This window comes from Stutzerimonas chloritidismutans (assembly GCF_038562055.1).
Lineage (GTDB): Bacteria > Pseudomonadota > Gammaproteobacteria > Pseudomonadales > Pseudomonadaceae > Stutzerimonas > Stutzerimonas chloritidismutans_A.
In genome coordinates, this window is record NZ_JBCFXD010000009.1 from 32,716 (window position 1) to 53,160 (window position 20,445).

Here is a 20,445-nt window from a genome sequence, read left to right on the forward strand (position 1 = left end):
CTGCTCGCTGGGTCCATCACTGAAAGTCCCGACTGCGCACATCGAGCCCGGTGAGCATCGGGGTGAGATCGCTGAGGCGCCCGGCGATGACGTGCCGTACACCGTTGGCCGATTCAAGATGCCCATCGATTCGAAGCATTTGCGACTGTATCAGCACGCGCCGTTGCCGCTCGGCCAGGTCGTGCCAGACCACCACGTTGATCATGCCGAACTCGTCTTCCAGGGTGACGAAGATGACCCCGCTTGCCGTCTGGGGGCGCTGGCGACCAATGACCAGGCCCGCGACGCTGACCAGACGACCGTGTTCCACCTTAGACAACTCCCGCGAACTGCGGCAGCGTCGGCTCCTGAGCTGGTCACGTAACAAAACCAGCGGGTGCGGGCCAAGCGTTGTGCCAAGTGTCGCGTAATCGGTCATCAGCTCTTCTCCAACCGAGGGCACCGGCAAGGCGACCGGCGCCTCTTCGGTCGAAACCTGTTCAGCGAACAAGGGCAGTTGCGGCTCGAAGCCAGCCACGGCCCAGCGAGCCTGGTGCCGGTGGCCGACCAATCCTTTCAGCGCTCCGGCGTCAGCCAGCTGTTCTCGTGCGCGGGCATCCAGTCGGGCTCGCAGGCAGAGGTCGTCGATACCGGTGAAGGGTTGCTGCTCACGAGCCGTCTCGACGCGATTCGCATCCTCCTGACGAAATCCGCGTACAAGGCGCATTCCCAGACGGATTGCTGGTTGCTCGGTCTCGGTCGGCTCAAGGCTGCAATCCCAACCGCTGTGGCGAACATCCAGCGCCCGGATTTCGAGGCCGTGACGGCGAGCGTCCTGGAGAATCTGATCGGGATTGTAGAAGCCCATCGGCCAGCTGTTGATCAAGGCACAGGCGAAGGCGGCTGGTTCATGATATTTGAGCCAGCAACTGGCATAGGTGAGCAGGGCGAAGCTGGCCGCATGCGACTCGGGAAAGCCGTAACTGCTGAAGCCTTTGATCTGCTCGAAGATCCGTGCAACGAACTCCGGGGTGTAGCCACGGGCGAGCATACGTTCGCTCAATCTCACGCGGTGCGGCTCGAGACTGCCGTGTCGCTTCCAGGCAGCCATGGCGCGGCGCAGTCTGTCGGCTTCATCGGCGGTGTACTCGGCAGCGACGATTGCCAGCTCCATCACCTGTTCCTGAAACAGCGGCACGCCAAGGGTGCGCTCGAACACGGGTTTCAGTTCTTCGGAGGGATACTCCACCGGCTCTTCGTTATTGCGACGGCGCAGGTAGGGGTGAACCATATCGCCCTGAATCGGCCCGGGCCGCACGATGGCGACCTGAATCACCAGATCGTAGAACGTCTGAGGACGCAGCCGGGGCAGCATGGCCATTTGCGCGCGCGACTCGATCTGGAAAACGCCCACGGTGTCGGCGCGGCTGATCATCTCGTAGGTCGGCCGGTCTTCCTTGGGCAGTGTGGCAAGGGTCCACAGCGTGCCGCGATAACGGGCAATCAGGTCGAAGGTACGGCGAAGCGCACTGAGCATGCCGAGCGCCAGCACATCGACCTTCAGCAGGCCGACCACATCGAGATCGTCCTTGTCCCACTGGATCACGGTGCGGTCGGCCATGCTGGCGTTCTCGACCGGCACCAGGGTATCCAGCGGATACTCGGAGATGACGAACCCGCCCGGATGCTGTGAAAGGTGACGAGGAAAGCCGATCAATTCACGGGTCAGCACCAGAACCCGACGCAACACCGGACTGCTGGGATCGAAGCCGGCTTCTTGTAGTCGGGCGTCATCGGGTATGTGCTCACTCCAGCGTCCGCAGCACTCGGCCAGGGCATTGATCTGATCCGGCGGCAAGCCAAGCGCCTTGGCCACATCTCGCACTGCGCCTGTGGCGCGGTAAGAACTTGCCACCGCCGTCAGTGCGGCGCGATTGCGGCCGTAGCGTCGAAACACATATTGGATCACTTCTTCACGGCGCTCGTGCTCGAAGTCGACGTCGATGTCCGGTGGCTCGTTGCGCTCACGGGAAAGAAAACGTTCGAACAATAAGCGGCTATGCGAGGGGTCGAGTTCGGTGATGCCCAATACGAAACACACCGTCGAGTTGGCTGCCGAACCGCGGCCCTGGCAAAGAATGTGACGTTCGCGGGCGAAGCGGACGATGTCGTGGACGGTGAGAAAGTAACTCTCGTAGTGCAGCTCGGTGATCAGCTGCAATTCATGTTCGACCAGCGCACGTGATTTTTCCGTCACACCTGCCGGCCAGCGCCATCTCATGCCATCTTCGACCAGTTTGCGCAGCCATGAGCTGGCATCGTGGCCGCTGGGCACCAGCTCGTGTGGGTACTGATACTTCAGCTCTTTGAGGCTGAACGGGCAGCGCTCGGCGATACGCAGCGTCTCTGCCAGCAACTCGTGGGGATAGAGCTGGGCCAGCTCCTCACGCCGGCGCAGGTGGCGTTCACCGTTGGGGAACAGGTGGCGCCCGGCCTCGGCTACAGGCAGGTGATGGCGGATTGCAGTCATGCAATCCTGCAGGGCGCGCCGGCCACGGGCGTGCATATGCACATCGCCACAGGCCACAGCGGGTATGCCTACGCGCCTGGCCAGTGCCTGCATTCGGTGCCGGTGCGTGGCATCGTCGTGTCCGCGGTGCAGTTCGATGCCCAGCCAGAGACGATCCGGAAAGTGTTCGCGCAACCAGAGACCTTCGGCGTCAGCCTCGGGCTGGTGGGTCAGCCAGATGGCCAATAGCCCATCCAGGGGGTCGTTCAGGTCCTCGCCCAGCAGCTGGTATTGGCCTTTCTCGGCGCGACGCCTGGCGTTGGTAATCAGCCGGCACAAGCGTTGATACCCAAGCAGGTTCTCGACCAGCAGGAGCAGCTTCGGACCCTTCTCGATCTGCATTTCACTGCCGACAATCAGCGGCAGGCCTGTTTCCTTGGACGCCTGCCAGGCACGGACGATGCCAGCCAGCGTGCATTCATCGGTAATCGCCAGGGCGCTATAGCCCTGGAGCGCGGCGCGTTCGAACAGCTCTTTGGCACTGGAGGCGCCCCGTTGAAAACTGAAGTTGGAGAGGCAGTGCAGTTCGGCGTATTCGGGCGTCATGCGAACCAGCCGTGCAACATCAACGGCCCTCCCGTGACAGCCCGAAAGGCCCAGCCGCGTTGACCCGTGCGGGTTTCCACCAGGTAGTAGTCGCGGCGCACATCGCCACCGTCCCACCAGCCCGATTCGATACGCTCGGGGCCGCAGAGAATGCGCAGTGTGGCTTCGTGTAGCGGTTTAGTTTCGCTCAACAGCCAGCCGGGGCGGGGTGCTGTGGACGATGGCATTTCCAGGTGGGTCGCAGACTCTGGTCGCCAGGCGCATTCGGGGCGATGGTCGGCGCGCACAGCAAGCCCTTGCACGGCATCGTCGCCCAAGCGGGCACGCAATCGCTCGCGCAATTGTTCCCAGGGCAGCGACTGCTGCGGTCGCTCATCGAAGAGTGCGCGATGCTCGGGCACGAAGGTCGGCAACTGGTCCGCAACCAACCGTATGGCCAGCACCGGGGCTGGAAGTTGCAGATGCTCCAGGCGACCGCGGGTCAGTTCGAACAGCATGGCCGGGTCGCGCTCCGCGCCGAGTAGACCGACCGGTAACAGGCTTTCGGGCAGGCTGCGGTGCTCCAGGTGCAAGGTGAAGCGTTGCACCCCACTGTCGCGGCCTGCCAGGTAAGCGGCGAGGTCGGCGGTCAGACGGCGCAGCGGGAACAGCAGGGCCTGGTGCGACTCGACTTCGAAGTTCAGCTCGATACGCGCATCGAAGCGGTCAGGCGGGCGATAGAAACCCAGGCCCAACGGGCGATGCTCCAGCAGGGTGTCGAGGTGTCTCAATGCTTCTCCCGGAAAACGCTTTGCCAGACCATCCCGAGGCAGTGCCAGCAGTTGCGTGAAGGTGCGCAACCCCATGCGCGCCAGGGCGTTGGACACATCGCGTGGCAAGCCGAGGCGATCTACCGGCAGGTCAGCCAGTACCTGATGCAGCTCAGGTGTATCCGTTACCGCCAAGCCGTCATGCACGTTGGCCAGTACCCGTGCGGCTGCAGGATTGGGTGCCAGCGTGATGCGATGCCCAAAGCCCAGCGCACTCAGCTCGGTGCGCAGTCTTGCCTCCAGACGCGGCCAGGGGCCGAACAGGCCGAGGCTCGATTGCACTTCCATGAGCAGGCAGCGCGGGTAGTGCAGGCTGACCTGTGAACTGAAGCTGTAAGCCCAGGCGGCGAGGAATTGCTGCCAGCGTTCGATCGAAGCCAGGTCATATTCAGCCGTCTCGAATCCCCGTGTCAGCGCCTGGGCCGCTATCAATGATTGCCCAGCCTTTAGCCCGAGTGCCCGCGCCGCTGGGTTGACGGCCTGTAGCACGCGGTGCTGGGGCGTTCCGCTCAGCAGTGCCAGTGGCGCGTCTGCGTCGCTGCGACTGCGCAGTACACCGTCCATGGCCAGTTGCGGCAGCAGGATGCAGGCCCAGAGCATGCTCACTGCCATCCCACGGCAGAAATCGGCTGGTCGGGCGCCAGTCCGCCACGGCACTTGAGAACACGCACCTGGGCCGGCTGAGCTTCGATTGCCAGCCGCAGTGCCGCTGGCGAGGGGTTTACCGCTTCGTGCAAAGCGCGATAGGCGAAAGCCAATGTCTGTCCGGTTTCGGCTGCTACCTGCAGGCGACGCAAGGCACGATCATCGGCTTTTTGCGGCCAGCACAGCACCGCACCACAGCTGCCTGAACGCAAACACTGTTCTGCGGCCCATAAGGCGTCTCGTCCTTGCGCTTGAACGAGGCTGAGGTGGCGCAGGTCGATCCCGGCAGCGAGCCAGGCATGAGGGAAGGGCAGGTGAGGCGGGGCGACCAGGACTACCCGTTCGCCTGCAGCGGTCAGCCGTGCCAGTGTGGGCCAGAGCAGTCGTAATTCGCCGATGCCATGCGTGGCGATCAGCAGCTCACTCAGTGCCGCCTCCGGCCAGCCCCCGCCGGGCAGCGCGGCGTCCAGAGCAGGATGTCCGGTGGGCTGGTTACTGGTCGAGACGATGCTGGGCTGGCCTCGCCATAGCCGGCGCGCATCGAGCAATCGATCAAGGGAAACGACGGAGGACATGATGAGCAGTCAATTCAGAATACTGTATATGAATACAGTATTCTGCGTTGCCTGAGTGCGGGTCAAGTCGATGTGATGAACGTCATCGACTCAGGGTGAAACGGTCCAGCTCAGAGCAGGATTTTCAGCGCTCCTATCACGCTGAGGGCGGCGCCCATTGGTAGTGCCATACGCTCACGCCAGGCGAGCATCAGGCCTACCAGCACCCCGGCGCACATCAGTTGCCCCAAGCAGACCACCAGGCCGATGGCCCATCCCAGCGCTGCGACATCCAGCAGGACGATGGCAATCAGCAATCCGGCTGCCAACAGGCGCAGCCCATGTTGCTGAAGGAGGCTCGGTGCGCGATTGAACAATTGTCGATGATGACGGGGCATGGCCAGGCACAGCGCAAGCATGCCCACGTAAGCCAACGCAAAAGCGAGTAGCGTCATGGTGAAACCTCCTGCAGGCGCCTCTCTCGTGCCGGTCGCGCTTCGGGCCGGGCGAAGGCCCGCCAGCCGCACACCAACCCGACGGCGAGCAATACCAGGTCGATGCCGAAGAGCGTCATATCACCTCGCGTCAGGCTCGCAACAAGGTTGCCTTGGGGCGCCACGATACCGTTCAGCGCAGGCAGGCCAAGGGCGAGAATCGCCAGTACCGCAAACAATTGACGGGTGGTCCGTGCGGGTTGGCCAGGCCTGATGCATGCGAAGGCTGCCACTGCCAGCCAGCTCAAGGCGAAACTCCAGCCTTCCATGGCCGCCCGGTCAGGCAGGGTGTCCGGCAACAGGCGATTGGCCCAGAGCAGTACCAGCGACGCGATGGGCAGCCCGAAGAAAACCGCTCCGTTGAGTGCACGAACCACCTTTAGTCCTTTGATCTGCCGAGCTTCACGCTTGCGTAACCAGACCGCTGAACCTGCGATCAGCATTGCGCCCCCAGCCAGTCCCATCAGTCCGTAGAACAGCCGGACGATCTGACCGCCGAATTGCGCCATGTGCAACCCGACCATCCACATGTAGGCCTTGTAACTGGTCGGTGCCTGTTGCTGGTGAAGCATTTCGCCTGTGGTTGCGTCGTAATTCAGGGTGTCCTGTGGTGAACCGATACGTGAGGGGTCCAGGCGGCGAATGCTGACCACTGCCGAGGCGTCGAATGGGTGCTCAACGATCAACCAGCCTGCCTCGCCGCCATTCCAGCGTCGACGGGCATCGTTGATCAAACCTTCCAGGGCGGTGAGTTCACCTACGGGCTTGTCCATTTCATTACGGTGATAGCCGCCCTGGACCTCCTCGAAGAAGGCCAGCGGATCACTGTCATAGGCCACCATCGCGCCGGCTGGCATGTAGGTCGCGACAAAAATGGCGACGCCCGTATAGGCCAGTATCAGATGGAAGGGCAGGCCGATCACTCCGAACAGGTTGTGTGCATCGAGCCAGGCACGTTGGCCGTTGGCTTGCGGCCTGAGGGTGAAGAAGTCTTTGAATATCCGCCTGTGAACGATGACCCCTGACACCAACGCGACCAGCATGAACATGCCGGCCAGGCCGACGATATACATACCAATCGTGCCTGCCTGAAGGTTGTAGTGCAGGGTGAAGAAGAATTCACCCCCCAGCGTGTCCGGCATGGGCTTGCCGGTAGCGGGATCGAAGGCGGCCCGTCCACGTTCGCCGGTGCCATCTTTTTCCCAGCCCAGCTTCCAATAGGGCTCGCGTTCGGTAGGGCCATGCAGCCAGTAAGCATGCAGGGGACCTTCGACGTTGGCATTCAACCACTGCCGGACGTTGTCAGCATCGATGCTGCTAGTTGTGGGAACGTGCAAGGCCGGGCGCATCCAACGTTCGAGCTCCTTGTCGAAACAGGCCAGCGTGCCCGCAAAGATAATCACGAACAGCAACCAGCTGGGCAGCAGTCCGCCCCAGGTGTGCAGCCCGGCCATCGATTGACGTAAGGTCACGGTCTGCTCCTCCATTCAACAGGCAGATAAGCGGCCAGGCACAGCAGCACTGTCAGCACACCCAGCCACATCCAGGCCCGCAAGGCGCTGCGGGCCGCAAAGGTGTAAATGACAGCGGCTACCCAGACGGCAAAACACAGCAAGCTGGCCGTGACCACTCGATCTGCTCGCGCCAACGGCAGATAAACAGATAGAAAGGCGGTAGAGCCGAACGCCAGCGCATAGCCGCCGAACAGAGCGGCCGTGATGCGTCCCGCCAGCTCCAGCCGTCGCCTCGATGAAGTCATGTTCATTGAATTCCCTTCATCAAAAGCTGTAGCTGACGGTGCCGACGACGGTACGACGGTTGCCGACAAAGCAGTCGCCGCGTGCCAGACAGGTGGTGTAGTAGGTTTCGTCTTCCAGGTTGGTGGCGTTGAGCCTGAAAGCCCAGTCCTGGTAGCGGTAGCCGAGCATGGCGTCGAACAGGGTCGTCGAAGGGGTTTTCAACGTGTCCCGTCCGTCCCAACTGGCGCCGACATAACGAGCACCGGCCCCCGCTTCGAAGCCGGAAACGCCAAACAACGAGAAGCGATGTTGTGACCACAGGGATGCCATGTGCTCTGGAATCGAGGCGATGCGGGCCCCTTGTTCGGCTGACGATCCTTTGATGACCTCGGTGTCGAGGTGGGTATAGGTCGCGATCAGATCCCACATCGGGGTAATGGCGGTCAGGGCTTCGAGCTCGATGCCCCGTATGCGAACTTCGCCGGTCTGCACAGTGTTGTTGGGACGAATCGGGTCCGGCATCTGCCGATTCAGCTCGCGCAGATCGAACACGGCGGCGGTGTAAAGGCTTTGGCTTGCCACCGGCTGATATTTAACCCCGAGCTCCCATTGTTCTCCTTCTCTAGGCTTGAAGGATTCTCCGTCCGCGTCCAGGCCGATGGTCGGCAGGAAGGACTCGCTGTAACTCAGGTAGGGTGCCACGCCGTTGTCGAACAGGTAGGTGAGACCAACACGCCCGGTAACTGCGTCATCCTTTTGCCGTGTGCCGCCTTCCGTGCGGTTGTCGGCCCAGTCTTTGCGCATGCCGAGCGTCAGCAACCAGCGCTCGTACTTGAGCTGGTCTTGAACGTAGAGCCCTTGCTGGACGATGGTCTGATCCGGCTGATCGGTATAGGTAACAATCGAGGGGTCGAAAGTGCCGTAAACCGGGTCGTACAGGTCGAGGGGAGTCGCTGAACCACCCGCGCGTTTCTGGCGAGTGTCTGCATGCTGATAGTCACTGCCGATCAGCAGGGTATGTTGGAGCGGGCCCGTATCGAATAATGCTTGGGCATTGTGATCGGCAACCCAGGCATCGACCTCGGTTTTGGCGCCGTAATAGATACGATTGAGCGTCCGGTTGTCAGCGTTTAGTGCTAAAGGACGAAAATTGCCGTAGATCTGCTGATAACTGACTTCGCTTTCGTGGTAACGCAGGTTCTGTCGCAGAGTCCAGACATCATCCAGTCGCCAGCTGACTTGTGAGGTGAGGGCGAGCTGTTCGGTATCGTACTCGTCATAGTTGGGCTCGCCGACGAACAGGTCGGTGTCGAACTGACCGTATGGTGCAGCGAGAACCGTACCGCGGTGCGGTAGAAACATGGAGCTGGGCACGCTGTCGTCGCGTTGCACATTCGCCAGCAGTGTCCACTCGATATCATCAGTGGGACGCCAGTTGATTGAAGGCATCAGAACCAGTCGCTCGCTGTCGACATAATTGACCTGGCTGCCGCTTTTACCCGCAATGGTGACGACGCGGTAGAGCAGGCTTCCGTCTTCGGTCAGCGGGCCGGTGGTGTCCACGGCGATTTGCTTGTGGTCGTTGTTGCCGTACTGCAGTTGCATATGGGTTTTCTGCTTTTCGCGAGGCCGCTTGCTGACTTGATTGACCAGCCCCCCGACCGGGCTTTGTCCATACAGCATGGAAGACGGACCCTTGAGTACTTCGATTCGCTCCAGCGTAAAGGGATCCGTGCGGGTATTGGTGTAGCTGCCAAAGCTCTGTTGCAAGCCGTCGAGGAATAGCACCGGTGATGTACCGCGTATGAGTGCGAAGTCTCCACGGCTGTCTAGTCCGTACGCCTCGCCACGCACGCCAGCGGTATAACGCAGAGCATCCTGCAACGTCAGCGCGCCCTGATCGCGCATGCGGTCGGCGGTGATCACGCTAATCGACTGAGGGATCTGCAGAATCGGAGTGTCGGTCTTGGTACCTGTTTGCGTGCGCGCCGCAACGTAGCCATCAACCGGGCCGTCGCCTCGCTCGGCCTCACTCGCCATGACATCTTGAGCGGGTAGTTCGAAAGCCGAAGCGTCCACCCTTGGTCTCTCCTCAAGCGCCTGCGCAAGCGCAACCGTGCTGAGAGACGCAGCCGGGATGGCGACACTGGCGGCACGTAACGCTGTGAGCAGTGGCCGCAGGGAAGGGTGGTGTGTCATGACGTTTATCATTCCGTTTGAAAGAAGTGCGCATGTTAATGCGAATCCATATTATTTGTAATCATCAATGGATTCCGCTGACATACGCTACGGCCCATGGGTCTTGCGTGGGCCGCCATCGACAGCAACCATCCGCCTCCGCTTGTGCTAGCAAAATCAGTCGATTAGGATTCGCGCCGGGTAAACGGTGCAAGACGAGTACTCGGTTCGCCGTCCCAATCTATTGAAGCGAAGAAGCCCGGCCTGAAAGCGACCGGGCTTCTTTGTTTTTCGACCTTGATCCAGCGCCAGATCGCTCGTTCAGGTCGCTGCTAATCAAAAGAGGTATGCCATGCGCGAACGTTTGTTGGCCGCGGAAAAGGTAAAGGCCATCGGATGGGAGGGCGGACAGCTGCGTTTGCTCGACCAGCGCAAGCTGCCCTTGGAAGAGCTCTGGCATACCTGTGATTCTGCTGCAGCGGTGGCCACTGCGATCCGTGAAATGGTCGTGCGCGGCGCGCCCGCCATCGGTATCAGCGCCGCCTACGGGCTGGTCATGGGGCTCAGGGCCCGGCTCTCCGAAGGAGAGGGCTGGCGTGCGGCGCTTGAATCCGACTTCGAGCTGCTGGCTACCAGTCGTCCAACCGCCGTCAATTTGTCCTGGGCGCTCAACCAGATGCGCGAACGCCTCGACCGTCTGAAGCCTGGCGAGGATCCGCTTACCGCTGCCGAGGCTCAGGCGGCATCCATCCATGCCAGTGATCGCGAAGCCAATCTGACCATGGCGCAATTCGGCGTCGACCTTATTCGCAAGCATCAGGGCAACTCGCAAAACATTCTGACTCACTGCAACACAGGGGCATTGGCTACCGGAGGGTTCGGCACTGCGCTCGGTGTGATCCGCGCGGCACACCTGGAAGGGCTGGTCGAGTGTGTCTACGTCGATGAAACCCGTCCGTGGCTGCAGGGCTCCAGGCTGACCGCCTGGGAACTGGCAGGCGAGGGTGTACCGGTGATGCTGAATGCCGACTCGGCGGCGGCGCATCTGATGAAGACCCGCGGCATCACCTGGGTCGTTGTTGGCGCCGATCGGATCACGGCCAATGGTGACATCGCCAACAAGATCGGTACCTATCAGCTTGCCGTGCTGGCCATGCATCATGGTGTACGGTTCATGGTGGTAGCAGCCAGCTCGGCTATCGATATGGAGCTGGAATCGGGTGATGACATTCCCATCGAGGAGCGCGGCGGTCACGAGCTGCTGGAGGTCAACGGTCAGCGGTTCGCCGCTGATGTCGAGGCCTTTAATCCTGTCTTCGATGTCACCCCTGCTGACCTGATCGATGCCATCGTCACTGAAAGAGGCATCGTCGAACGACCGAATGCGGCCAAGCTCGCCGCGCTGATGAGCCGTAAGCGGCTTCATTGAAGTGGCGATGCACACCCGGTCATGCATTCCAGAGTGTGCATCCTGGAGCCTGCGGCTCCCCAGCTGTGATACCATTCCGCGCTTAATCGCAGGACCCTGCTGACTACAAGGAACCAGGCTTCCATGGGCGAACTGGCCAAAGAAATCCTCCCGGTCAATATCGAAGACGAACTCAAGCAGTCCTACCTCGACTACGCCATGAGCGTAATCGTCGGTCGTGCGCTGCCGGATGCGCGCGACGGATTGAAGCCTGTGCATCGCCGTGTGCTTTTTGCCATGAGCGAGCTGGGCAACGACTGGAACAAGCCGTACAAGAAATCCGCCCGTGTGGTCGGTGACGTGATCGGTAAATACCACCCTCACGGCGACTCAGCTGTTTACGACACTATCGTGCGTATGGCGCAGCCTTTCTCGCTGCGCTACATGCTGGTCGACGGCCAGGGCAACTTCGGTTCGGTGGACGGCGATAACGCTGCCGCCATGCGATACACGGAAGTGCGGATGGCCAAGCTGGCGCACGAGTTGCTCGCCGATCTGGAGAAGGAAACCGTCGACTGGGTGCCCAACTACGATGGCACCGAGCAGATCCCGGCAGTTATGCCGACCAAGATTCCAAACCTGTTGGTCAACGGCTCCAGCGGTATCGCCGTGGGCATGGCGACCAACATTCCGCCGCATAACCTCAGTGAAGTCATCGACGGTTGCCTGGCGCTGATCGAAAACGCCGATATCACCATTGATGAACTCATGCAGTTCATTCCCGGGCCGGACTTCCCGACCGCAGGCATCATCAACGGTCGCGCCGGCATCGTAGAGGCCTACCGCACCGGTCGCGGACGCATCTATATGCGTGCCCGCTCGACCATCGAAGACATCGACAAGGTCGGTGGCCGTCAGCAGATCGTCATCACCGAACTGCCTTATCAGCTGAACAAAGCGCGGCTGATCGAGAAGATCGCCGAGCTGGTCAAGGAAAAGAAGCTCGAAGGCATCACCGAGCTGCGCGACGAGTCCGACAAAGATGGTATGCGCGTAGTGATCGAGCTGCGCCGCGGTGAAGTGCCGGAGGTTGTTCTCAACAATCTCTACGCTCAGACCCAGCTGCAGAGCGTGTTCGGCATCAACGTGGTGGCCCTCATCGACGGCCAGCCGCGCACCTTGAACCTCAAGGAGCTGCTCGAGGCCTTCGTCCGCCATCGTCGCGAGGTTGTAACTCGCCGCACCGTTTACGAGCTGCGCAAGGCGCGTGAGCGTGGCCATATTCTCGAAGGTCAGGCAGTAGCGCTGTCCAACATCGATCCTGTGATTGCTCTTATCAAGGCCTCGCCGACGCCGGCTGAAGCTAAAGAAGCGCTGATTGCCAAAGCCTGGGAATCCAGTGCTGTCGAGTCGATGGTCGAGCGTGCCGGTGCCGACTCCTGCCGTCCTGAAGGGCTTGATCCGCAGTACGGTCTGCGCGACGGTAAATACTATCTTTCGCCGGAACAGGCCCAGGCCATTCTTGACCTGCGCCTGCACCGCCTGACTGGCCTTGAGCACGAAAAGCTGCTCAGCGAGTATCAGGAGATTCTCACCCAGATCGGCGAGCTGATCCGGATCCTGACCAACCCGGTACGGCTGATGGAGGTTATCCGCGAGGAACTCGAAGGTGTGAAGCGGGATTTTGGCGACGCGCGTCGTACCGAGATTCTCGAAGCGCGGCTGGATCTGACCCTGGCTGACCTGATCACCGAAGAAGAGCGCGTCGTCACTATCTCCCACGGCGGCTATGCCAAATCCCAGCCGCTTGCCGCTTATCAAGCGCAGCGTCGGGGCGGTCGTGGCAAGGCTGCAACCGGGGTGAAGGAAGAGGATTACGTCGAGCATCTGCTGGTCGCCAACAGTCACACCACGCTTCTGCTGTTCTCCAGCAAAGGCAAGGTGTACTGGCTCAAGACGTATGAAATTCCAGAGGCCTCACGCACTTCGCGTGGGCGGCCGCTGGTGAACTTGCTGCCGCTGTCCGAGGGTGAGCACATCACCGCGATGCTGCAGGTCGATATCGAGGCGGCGCGGCAGCAACAGCTGAACGGCGACGATGATATCGAAGACGCCGACATCATCGGCGAAAGCGATGATGTCGAAGAGTCGATTGAGGGTGACGAGACCGACGAGTCGGTGGACGAGCCTACCGGTACTTATATCTTCATGGCGACCGCGAAGGGCACCGTGAAGAAAACGCCGCTGTCGCAATTCAGCCGTCCGCGCAGCGTGGGTCTCATCGCGCTCGGCCTGGAGGAGGGCGACACCCTCATCGCAGCCGCCGTGACCGATGGTGCGCGCGAAGTGATGCTGTTCTCCGATGGCGGCAAGGTTATCCGGTTCAAGGAGAAGCACGTCCGCACCATGGGCCGTACCGCCCGCGGTGTGCGTGGCATGCGCCTGCCTGAAGGGCAGCGCCTGATTTCGATGCTGATCCCTGAGCCAGATGCTCAGATCCTGACGGCGAGCCTGAACGGTTATGGTAAGCGCACCGTGCTGGATGAGTTCCCGCGCCGCGGCCGTGGCGGTCAGGGTGTGATTGCAATGGTCTCCAATGATCGGAACGGGCCGTTGGTTGGCGCAGTTCAGGTGCAATCAGGCGAGGAAATCATGCTGATTTCCGATCAGGGCACGCTGGTGCGTACGCGAGTCGACGAGGTCTCTTCGCTGGGTCGCAACACGCAGGGCGTCACCCTCATTAAGCTGGGCAAGAATGAACACCTTGTAGGCCTTGAGCGGGTGCAAGAACCTTCCGAAGAGGACGTCCTGGAAGACATCGAGGCGGTAATCGATGAGGATGCGCTGGATAAGGAAATGCCCGTAGTCAGCACCGAGCCAGGCGAAGATGATTTGCTGGGCGGCGGGGGCGACGTTCCGCCAGATGTAGTGCCCACCGACGACGAGGATTGATCGAACGACGGCGCAGCCTTGAAGGCTTCGCCGTCGTTTCGTGTGTGCCTTTTTGCAGATGAAGGAATGGCGAGCACTGAGCCGAGCCTTGGGCGCGGACGGAGCGAGCTAGGTATCGACCGTATTTGAGAGAACGAAGATGAGCAAACGCGCGTTCAATTTCTGCGCAGGTCCCGCCGCGCTCCCTGAGGCCGTACTGCAACGCGCCCAGGCTGAACTCCTTGACTGGCATGGTCGCGGTCTATCAGTGATGGAAATGAGCCATCGCAGTGACGAGTACACAGCGATTGCTGAGAAGGCCGAGCAGGATCTGCGCGATCTGCTGAGCATTCCTTCGAACTACAAGGTGCTGTTTCTGCAAGGCGGTGCCAGCCAGCAGTTTGCCGAGATACCGCTGAATCTGCTGCCTGAAGACGGCGTCGCCGATTACATTGATACCGGCATCTGGTCGCGAAAGAGCATCGAGGAAGCCAAGCGTTTCGGCCACGTCAATGTAGCCGCCAGTGCCAAACCCTATGACTATTTCGCCATCCCAGGCCAGAACGAGTGGAAGCTGAGCGCCAATGCCTCGTACTTGCACTATGCAAGTAACGAAACCATCGGTGGGTTGCAGTTCGACTGGGTTCCGGAAGTAGGCGACACCCCGCTCGTTGTCGATATGTCGTCGGATATTCTTTCGCGACAGCTGGACGTTTCCCGCTTTGGTCTGATCTACGCGGGTGCGCAAAAGAACATTGGGCCATCGGGTCTGGTGGTGGTAATCGTTCGCGAGGATCTGCTTGGTCGGGCGCGTTCCAGCTGTCCGACCATGCTCAACTACCAGATCGCCGCCGACAATGGTTCGATGTACAACACGCCAGCGACCTTTTCCTGGTACCTCTCGGGGCTGGTGTTCGAGTGGCTGAAGGAGCAGGGTGGCGTCGAAGCCATGGAGCAGCGCAACCGCGCGAAGAAGGACTTGCTCTACGGCGTGATCGATTCCAGCGATTTCTATTCCAATCCAATAGCCACCAACGCCCGCTCCTGGATGAATGTCCCGTTCAGGCTTGCCGATGAGCAGCTGGACAAGGCGTTCCTGGCCGGCGCGGATGCGCGTGGGCTACTCAACCTCAAGGGTCACCGTTCGGTGGGGGGCATGCGTGCTTCCATCTATAATGCGGTCGGCCTGGATGCGGTCGAGGCACTGGTCGCCTATATGCGTGAATTCGAGAAGGAGCGCGGCTGATGAGCGATGTCGACCGGCTGAAGGCGCTGCGTGTGCGCATCGACAGTCTCGACGAGAAGATTCTCGAGCTGATCAGTGAGCGGGCTCGTTGCGCTCAGGACGTGGCCCGAGTAAAGACAGCTGCGCTCGCTGAGGGCGAGGAGGCGGTGTTCTATCGCCCCGAGCGTGAGGCCTGGGTGCTCAAGCACATCATGGAGCTGAACAAAGGCCCCCTGGACAACGAGGAAATGGCGCGCCTTTTCCGGGAGATCATGTCGTCCTGTCTGGCGCTGGAGCAGCCGCTACGGGTTGCCTACCTCGGACCGGAAGGCACCTTCTCCCAGGCCGCTGCGCTCAAGCATTTCGGTCAGGCGGTGATCAGCAAGCCGATGGCTGCGATCGACGAGGTATTCCGTGAAGTGGTCGCCGGTGCGGTCAATTTCGGCGTAGTGCCTGTGGAGAACTCCACCGAAGGTGCGGTCAACCATACTCTCGACAGTTTTCTCGAGCACGACATCGTTATCTGCGGTGAAGTCGAGCTTCGCATACACCATCACTTGCTGGTGGGGGAGACGACCAAGACGGATCGCATCACCCGTATCTACTCGCATGCCCAGTCGCTGGCGCAATGTCGCAAGTGGCTTGATGCTCACTACCCGAACGTCGAGCGCGTGGCTGTTTCCAGCAATGCCGACGCGGCGAAGCGGGTCAAAAGCGAGTGGAACTCCGCAGCGATCGCTGGCGACATGGCCGCGCAGCTGTACGGCCTGACCAAAATTGCCGAAAAAATCGAGGACCGCCCGGACAACTCCACGCGCTTTCTTATCATCGGCAGCCAGGAAGTACCGCCCACCGGTGATGACAAAACCTCGATCATCGTTTCCATGCGCAATAAGCCGGGCGCGTTGCATGAACTGTTGATGCCGTTTCATTCCAATGGCATCGATCTCACGCGGATCGAAACACGGCCGTCGCGCAGCGGTAAATGGACCTATGTGTTCTTCATCGATTGCATCGGTCACCATCAGGACCCTTTGATCAAGGATGTCCTGGAGAAAATCGGCCGCGAAGCGGTTGCACTGAAGGTGCTGGGGTCCTATCCCAAAGCAGTACTCTAAATAGCAGCTGCAAGTTGGCAGCTGAGGCTGGAAGTCGTAGAGCAACGTCGTTTGCCTGGCGCTTCAGGCTTCACGCTCCGGGCTTGCAGCTCCAGCGGAGCTGAATATGTCTTGTGATTTCCTTGCGCTGGCTCAGCCAGGTGTGCAAAAGCTGTCGCCCTATGTGCCTGGCAAGCCTGTGGAAGAACTGGCCAGAGAGCTCGATCTCGATCCGCGGTCCATCGTCAAGCTGGCCAGCAATGAGAATCCGCTGGGCCCCAGCCCGAAAGTCCTTGATGCGATCCGCGCGCAGCTTGATGAGCTGACCCGCTATCCCGACGGCAACGGTTTCGTGCTCAAGCAGAAACTGGCGCAGCGTTACGGCGTCGGCATCGAGCAGGTCACGCTAGGAAATGGCTCAAACGACATCCTCGAGCTGGTCGCGCGAGCCTATCTTGCCCCTGGCCTCAATGCCGTGTTCAGCGAGCATGCGTTCGCGGTTTATCCCATTGCTACCCAAGCCGTAGGCGCTCAGCCCAAGGCTGTCGCTGCCAAGCAGTGGGGGCATGACTTGGATGCCATGCAGGCCGCCATTGATGCGAACACCCGGGTCGTGTTTATCGCCAACCCCAATAATCCTACCGGTACCTGGTTCGGCGCCGCAGCGCTGGAGCAGTTCCTGGCTGCCGTGCCCGAGCATGTCCTGGTGGTTCTCGATGAGGCCTATATCGAATACGCCGATGATGGCGGACTGCCGGATGGATTGGCGTTCCTGGCCGCGCACCCGAACCTGCTGGTTTCTCGGACCTTTTCCAAGGCTTACGGATTGGCGGCGCTGCGCGTGGGCTATTCGATCTGTTCAGCTCAGATCGCGGATGTCCTGAATCGCGTGCGTCAGCCATTCAATGTCAACAGCCTCGCGCTAGCCGCGGCTTGTGCTGCCCTTGATGACAGCGAATACCTGGCCAGAAGCCGAGCCAGCAATGCCGCCGGCATGCAGCAACTGGAAGCGGGACTCAAAGAGCTGGGGCTGGAATGGATACCTTCCAAAGGTAATTTCATAGCGGTCGATTTTGGCCGTGACGCGACCCCCATCAACCAGGTATTGCTGCGCGAAGGAGTTATCGTACGGCCTGTGGCTGTTTACGGGATGCCGACTTTTCTCAGGGTATCGATTGGTACCGACGCCGAGAACGAACGGTTTCTGGAAGTTCTGCGCAAGGCGCTTGGACGTTGAGCCGAAACGGCGAGCCGCTCCCTGGAACGAGGCCGCTGCCTCGTCTGGCCGTCGTTGGTCTGGGTCTGATTGGTGGCTCGTTCGCCAAGGGCCTGCGTGAAGGCGGGCGCTGTGGCGAGGTGGTCGGGTTTGACTTGGACCCACGGTCTCGCGAGTTAGCTGTCGAACTCGGGGTAGTGGATCGCTGCGCTAGCAGCCTCGCCGAAGCGTGCGAGGGCGCGGACGTGATTCAATTAGCCGTCCCGATCCTGGCGATGGAGCGCCTGCTGACCGAACTCGCGCGGCTCGATCTTGGGCAGTCGGTATTGACTGACGTAGGCAGCGCCAAGGGAAACGTGGTCCGCTGCGCCCGCGAGCAGTTCGGTCGAATGCCGCCGCGCTTCGTGCCTGGGCATCCGATCGCCGGCTCGGAACAGAGTGGTGTTACAGCTGCCCAAAGCACGCTTTTCCGCCGGCACAAGGTAATCCTGACGCCTCTGGAAGACACCGATCCGGCTGCGCTAGCGCTTGTTGATGGGTTGTGGCGTGCGCTGGGTGCCGATGTCGAGCATATGGATATCCGGCATCACGATGAAGTGCTGGCCGCGACCAGTCATCTGCCGCATTTACTGGCATTTGGGCTGGTGGATTCGCTAGCCAAGCGCAACGAGAACCTGGAGATATTTCGCTACGCCGCGGGCGGGTTTAGAGATTTCACCCGTATTGCGGGCAGTGATCCGGTGATGTGGCACGACATCTTTCTCGCCAATCGAGAAGCGGTGCTGCATACCCTGGACGATTTTCGTGCCGACCTAGACGCCCTGCGCGCCGCGGTCGATGAAGGAGACGGGCATACATTGTTGGGCGTGTTCACGCGCGCCAAGGCTGCCCGGGAACATTTCAGCAAAATACTGGCTCGCCGAGCCTATGTGGACGTTATGCATTCCAAAGATCTGATCTTCCTCGCCAATCCTGGCGGCAGCCTCAGCGGCCAAATTCGTGTTCCAGGTGACAAATCCATTTCTCATCGATCCATCATGCTTGGTTCGCTGGCAGAAGGCACAACAGAAGTTGAGGGCTTTCTTGAAGGTGAGGATGCACTGGCAACCATCCAGGCATTCCGCGACATGGGAGTGGTTATCGAGGGCCCAAATCAGGGGCGTGTGACGGTTCACGGCGTCGGCCTGCATGGCTTGAAGCCGCCGCCAGGGCCGATCTATCTTGGTAATTCCGGTACCTCAATGCGCCTGCTGTCCGGCTTGCTGGCAGCGCAGCCGTTCGATACCACCCTGACTGGCGACGCCTCGCTGTCCAAGCGGCCAATGAACCGTGTCGCCAAGCCCTTGCGCGAGATGGGGGCAGTGATCGAGACGGCACCCGAGGGCCGCCCACCGATGACCATCCGCGGCGGCCAGAAGCTTTCCGGTATGCACTATGACATGCCGATGGCCAGTGCTCAGGTCAAATCCTGCCTGCTCCTTGCGGGGCTGTATGCGGCTGAAAAGACTTCGGTCACCGAACCGGCCCCGACGCGCGACCACACCGAGCGGATGCTGCAAGGCTTCGGCTATCCGGTGCAGGTTGACGGCAACACGGCTACGGTCGAGTCAGGTCATACGCTGCGCTCGGCTCAGATCGAAGTGCCAGCCGATATTTCGTCGTCAGCATTCTTTATGGTTGCTGCGAGCATTGCGCCGGATTCCGATATCACGCTCGAACACGTAGGGGTCAATCCGACCCGTACTGGCGTCATCGACATCCTCAAACTGATGGGCGCCAACATCGAGTTGACCAATCAGCGCGAGGTGGGCGGTGAGCCGGTTGCGGATATCCGCGTGCGTGCCGCTCAGCTGAAGGGGATCGATATACCCGAAGAACTCGTGCCGTTGGCGATTGATGAATTCCCTGTGCTGTTCGTGGCTGCATCCTGTGCCGAAGGGCGAACCACGCTGCGCGGAGCCGAGGAGTTGCGGGTCAAGGAGTCCGATCGCATTCAGGTAATGGCCGATGGTCTACAAGCACTGGGCGTGAACGCCATCCCCACCCCGGATGGGATTATCATCGAAGGCGGCAGCTCCTTCGGTGGAGGAGAGGTCTGGGCGCACGGTGATCATCGTATCGCCATGTCTTTCAGTGTGGCTGCGCTTCGGGCCAGCGCGCCTATTCGAATCCACGATTGTGCCAATGTTGCTACCTCGTTCCCGAACTTCCTTGCACTGGCCGAGCGGGCAGGGATGCGAGTTGGTGTGGAGGATAACTCATGATCAGGCAGGTCCCCGTCATCACCATTGACGGTCCGAGTGGTTCCGGCAAAGGCACGGTTGCGGCGTTACTGGCGGCAAAGCTGGGTTGGAATTTTCTCGATTCCGGTGCGCTGTACCGTTTGCTTGCCTTCGCAGCGCGCAACCATGGCGTAGATCTGACCAATGAAGAGGCGCTGAAACTGCTGGCGGCTCATCTGGATGTGCAGTTCGGCGCTGCCAAAGGTGGCGAGGGAATGCAGATCATCCTGGAGGGCGAAGACGTCACTCAGGCGATCCGCAACGAACAAGTCGGCGCCGGGGCTTCACAGGTCGCCGCACTGCCGGTAGTACGTGAAGCGCTGCTGCAGCGGCAGAAGGCTTTTCGTGAACCGCCAGGGCTTGTTGCAGATGGCCGCGATATGGGCACGGTAGTTTTCCCTGACGCACCATTGAAGATCTACCTTACGGCCAGTGCCGAAGAACGGGCCCGACGCCGTTACCTTCAGTTGAATAGCAAGGGTGATGATGTTAATCTCGCGAGTCTTCTCGATGAGATACGGGCGCGCGACGAGCGTGATACCCAGCGTGACGTGGCGCCATTGAAACCGGCAGATGATGCGGTTCAGCTGGATTCCACCGATCTTTCCATCGAGCAGGTGTTAGGACAGATTCTGAGCGAAGTTGCCAAACGCGATTTCGCCTGAAGAGCGACCGCCGAGAGGCGGCCTGACGGCCACCCAAACTGGGGGCTGTTAACAAGGAGGCATGTGGGAGACCAGATCTAGTCCCGCAGGCCTTTTTTTATATGAATG

14 protein-coding genes are annotated in these 20,445 nt (G+C 60.6%); 7 read left to right on the top strand and 7 right to left on the bottom strand.

What is annotated here, in order from left to right; genetic code table 11:
* Positions 1-16: 16 nt before the first annotated feature.
* From AAGW23_RS14500 to AAGW23_RS14530, 7 genes are all read right to left on the bottom strand, one after another.
* A complete protein-coding gene (locus AAGW23_RS14500) occupies positions 17-3,094 on the bottom strand; it encodes an error-prone DNA polymerase (RefSeq protein WP_342407113.1) in 3,078 nt (1,025 codons plus the stop codon).
* Positions 3,091-4,503: a DNA polymerase Y family protein gene (locus AAGW23_RS14505; protein ID WP_342407114.1), complete on the bottom strand. Its 1,413-nt coding sequence runs from the start codon at positions 4,501-4,503 to the stop codon at positions 3,091-3,093. The genes AAGW23_RS14500 and AAGW23_RS14505 overlap by 4 nt, the downstream gene beginning before the upstream one ends.
* 2 nt (positions 4,504-4,505) lie before the next feature.
* On the bottom strand, positions 4,506-5,123 hold the full coding sequence (gene imuA / locus AAGW23_RS14510; protein ID WP_342407115.1) for a translesion DNA synthesis-associated protein ImuA: 618 nt from the start codon (positions 5,121-5,123) through the stop codon (positions 4,506-4,508).
* 110 nt (positions 5,124-5,233) lie between these two features.
* Positions 5,234-5,557, bottom strand: coding sequence for a DUF3325 domain-containing protein (locus AAGW23_RS14515; protein ID WP_342407116.1), 324 nt, complete (start codon positions 5,555-5,557; stop codon positions 5,234-5,236).
* Positions 5,554-7,068: a PepSY-associated TM helix domain-containing protein gene (locus tag AAGW23_RS14520; RefSeq protein WP_342407117.1), complete on the bottom strand. Its 1,515-nt coding sequence runs from the start codon at positions 7,066-7,068 to the stop codon at positions 5,554-5,556. Before AAGW23_RS14520 ends, AAGW23_RS14515 begins: the two co-directional genes overlap by 4 nt.
* On the bottom strand, positions 7,065-7,361 hold the full coding sequence (locus AAGW23_RS14525; RefSeq protein WP_342407118.1) for a DUF3649 domain-containing protein: 297 nt from the start codon (positions 7,359-7,361) through the stop codon (positions 7,065-7,067). The genes AAGW23_RS14520 and AAGW23_RS14525 overlap by 4 nt, the downstream gene beginning before the upstream one ends.
* Positions 7,362-7,374: 13 nt before the next feature.
* Positions 7,375-9,534 (bottom strand): TonB-dependent siderophore receptor, encoded by a 2,160-nt coding sequence (locus AAGW23_RS14530; protein ID WP_342407119.1) that lies wholly within the window; start codon positions 9,532-9,534, stop codon positions 7,375-7,377.
* A 331-nt stretch (positions 9,535-9,865) separates the two neighbouring features.
* Between AAGW23_RS14530 and mtnA the strand changes: the two genes are divergently transcribed.
* From mtnA to cmk, 7 genes are all read left to right on the top strand, one after another.
* Positions 9,866-10,942, top strand: coding sequence for an S-methyl-5-thioribose-1-phosphate isomerase (gene mtnA / locus AAGW23_RS14535; protein WP_342407120.1), 1,077 nt, complete (start codon positions 9,866-9,868; stop codon positions 10,940-10,942).
* Between the two features lie 123 nt (positions 10,943-11,065).
* On the top strand, positions 11,066-13,873 hold the full coding sequence (gyrA, locus tag AAGW23_RS14540; RefSeq protein WP_342407121.1) for a DNA gyrase subunit A: 2,808 nt from the start codon (positions 11,066-11,068) through the stop codon (positions 13,871-13,873).
* A gap of 139 nt (positions 13,874-14,012) precedes the next feature.
* Positions 14,013-15,098 (top strand): 3-phosphoserine/phosphohydroxythreonine transaminase, encoded by a 1,086-nt coding sequence (gene serC / locus AAGW23_RS14545; RefSeq protein WP_342407122.1) that lies wholly within the window; start codon positions 14,013-14,015, stop codon positions 15,096-15,098.
* Entirely contained in the window at positions 15,098-16,195 is a 1,098-nt protein-coding gene (pheA, locus tag AAGW23_RS14550) for a prephenate dehydratase (RefSeq protein WP_102835445.1), read from the top strand. The genes serC and pheA overlap by 1 nt, the downstream gene beginning before the upstream one ends.
* Before the next feature lie 106 nt (positions 16,196-16,301).
* The gene (gene hisC, locus AAGW23_RS14555; RefSeq protein ID WP_342407123.1) at positions 16,302-17,411 is read left to right on the top strand and encodes a histidinol-phosphate transaminase; all 1,110 of its coding nucleotides are present in this window, start codon (positions 16,302-16,304) and stop codon (positions 17,409-17,411) included.
* Entirely contained in the window at positions 17,408-19,654 is a 2,247-nt protein-coding gene (locus AAGW23_RS14560; protein WP_342407124.1) for a bifunctional prephenate dehydrogenase/3-phosphoshikimate 1-carboxyvinyltransferase, read from the top strand. The genes hisC and AAGW23_RS14560 overlap by 4 nt, the downstream gene beginning before the upstream one ends.
* Positions 19,651-20,337 (top strand): (d)CMP kinase, encoded by a 687-nt coding sequence (gene cmk, locus AAGW23_RS14565; protein ID WP_148924043.1) that lies wholly within the window; start codon positions 19,651-19,653, stop codon positions 20,335-20,337. Before AAGW23_RS14560 ends, cmk begins: the two co-directional genes overlap by 4 nt.
* The last annotated feature ends 108 nt before the right edge of the window (positions 20,338-20,445 follow it).

Coding starts and splice junctions, on each gene's coding strand:
- AAGW23_RS14500 (WP_342407113.1), bottom strand. CDS start 3,094: ATGACGCCCGAATACGCCGAACTGCACTGCCTCTCCAACTTCAGTTTT.
- AAGW23_RS14505 (WP_342407114.1), bottom strand. CDS start 4,503: ATGCTCTGGGCCTGCATCCTGCTGCCGCAACTGGCCATGGACGGTGTA.
- imuA (WP_342407115.1), bottom strand. CDS start 5,123: ATGTCCTCCGTCGTTTCCCTTGATCGATTGCTCGATGCGCGCCGGCTA.
- AAGW23_RS14515 (WP_342407116.1), bottom strand. CDS start 5,557: ATGACGCTACTCGCTTTTGCGTTGGCTTACGTGGGCATGCTTGCGCTG.
- AAGW23_RS14525 (WP_342407118.1), bottom strand. CDS start 7,361: ATGAACATGACTTCATCGAGGCGACGGCTGGAGCTGGCGGGACGCATC.
- AAGW23_RS14530 (WP_342407119.1), bottom strand. CDS start 9,534: ATGACACACCACCCTTCCCTGCGGCCACTGCTCACAGCGTTACGTGCC.
- mtnA (WP_342407120.1), top strand. CDS start 9,866: ATGCGCGAACGTTTGTTGGCCGCGGAAAAGGTAAAGGCCATCGGATGG.
- gyrA (WP_342407121.1), top strand. CDS start 11,066: ATGGGCGAACTGGCCAAAGAAATCCTCCCGGTCAATATCGAAGACGAA.
- serC (WP_342407122.1), top strand. CDS start 14,013: ATGAGCAAACGCGCGTTCAATTTCTGCGCAGGTCCCGCCGCGCTCCCT.
- pheA (WP_102835445.1), top strand. CDS start 15,098: ATGAGCGATGTCGACCGGCTGAAGGCGCTGCGTGTGCGCATCGACAGT.
- hisC (WP_342407123.1), top strand. CDS start 16,302: ATGTCTTGTGATTTCCTTGCGCTGGCTCAGCCAGGTGTGCAAAAGCTG.
- cmk (WP_148924043.1), top strand. CDS start 19,651: ATGATCAGGCAGGTCCCCGTCATCACCATTGACGGTCCGAGTGGTTCC.